Annotated in this window: 1 protein-coding gene; it reads left to right on the forward strand. The window is 63.7% G+C overall.

Going from position 1 to position 1237, the window contains the following annotated elements; genetic code table 11:
- The coding region (locus AAH446_RS19645; protein WP_342908352.1) for a hypothetical protein at positions 1–1237 on the forward strand (1237 nt) is incomplete at both ends.

Raw genomic sequence — 1237 nt, forward strand, 5'->3', positions numbered from 1 at the left:
TTCGGCCATCTACGCGCAGCGCTTCGACGCAGCGAATAACAAGGTGGGCCGGGAGTTCCTGGTGAACACCACCACGGCCGGAAACCAGGGCAGCGGCGGTGACTCGGTGGATGCCACCCATATCTTCGACGCGGTGCTGACGGCGGACGGCAGCGTCTACGTCACCTGGCAGTCGGACAACGTGGACGGATCTGGCACCGGGGTTGAGGGTATCGTGATCGACCCGGAAGCAGCGTTCTACTCCGAGTACACGGTGAACAGCACCACCACCGGGGCACAGACGGTCTCCTCGGTCACCGGGCTGCCGGACGGCGGGGCGATCGTGGTGTGGCAGTCGGCAAGCGGTGACGGCTCGGGCAGCTGCATCAAGGGTCAGCTGCTGGACGCGAAGGGCCAGCCGGTGGGGGCGGAGTTCACGGTGAACGCCACCACGGCGGGCGATCAGCTGACGCCGCAGGTGGCGGCGCTGGCGGACGGCAGCTTCCAGGTGGTCTGGAGTACCGATTCCGGCGGCCATATCAAGGGTCAGGGCTATACCTACAGCTACGACAGCGCGGGTAACGTCAACGGCGTGCTGACTGACGGCGCGGAATACAATGTTGATTCCGGCACCGCCGCCAGCAAAATGCGCGTTCCGGCGATCGCTGCGCTGGAAGATGGCGGCTATATGGTGGTGTGGGAAGCGAGCCTTAACGGCAACTGGGTGGTCTATGGTCGCCAGTATGACGCCAGCGGCACGCCGGTGACGTCAGAAACGGTGCTGGCGTCCACCAGCCTGAACGCTAACGCGCTCATTTATGAGTGGGAGCCGCTGCCGTCGGTCACGACGCTGGATAATGGCCAGGTGGCTATTACCTATACGATCAAAGGTACCGGCTACGACGTGGGCGTATCGGTTTACGATCCCTCAAGCCATGCGGTGGTCACCAGCTTCGTGGCGAACCAGACTCTGACCAGCGATCAGGCGTCGCCAGCGGTAAGCGCGCTGGATAACGGCAACTATGTGGTGACCTGGGACTCGAATGACACCAGCGGACCGGATCAGAGCGGCTACGGCGTCTGGGGCCGGATGTATGCGGCGGACGGTACCGCGCTGACCGGCGAGTTCCTGATTAACACGGCAACGGCCGGTAACCAGCAGCTGGCGAAAGTGGTCAGTGAGGCAGACGGCAGCTTTGTGGCGGTCTTCCTGTCGGCGACTGACACGGCGCCGGGCGCGGGTACTTTCGGCATTTAT

This window comes from Erwinia psychrophila (genome assembly GCF_039023475.1).
Lineage (GTDB): Bacteria > Pseudomonadota > Gammaproteobacteria > Enterobacterales > Enterobacteriaceae > Erwinia.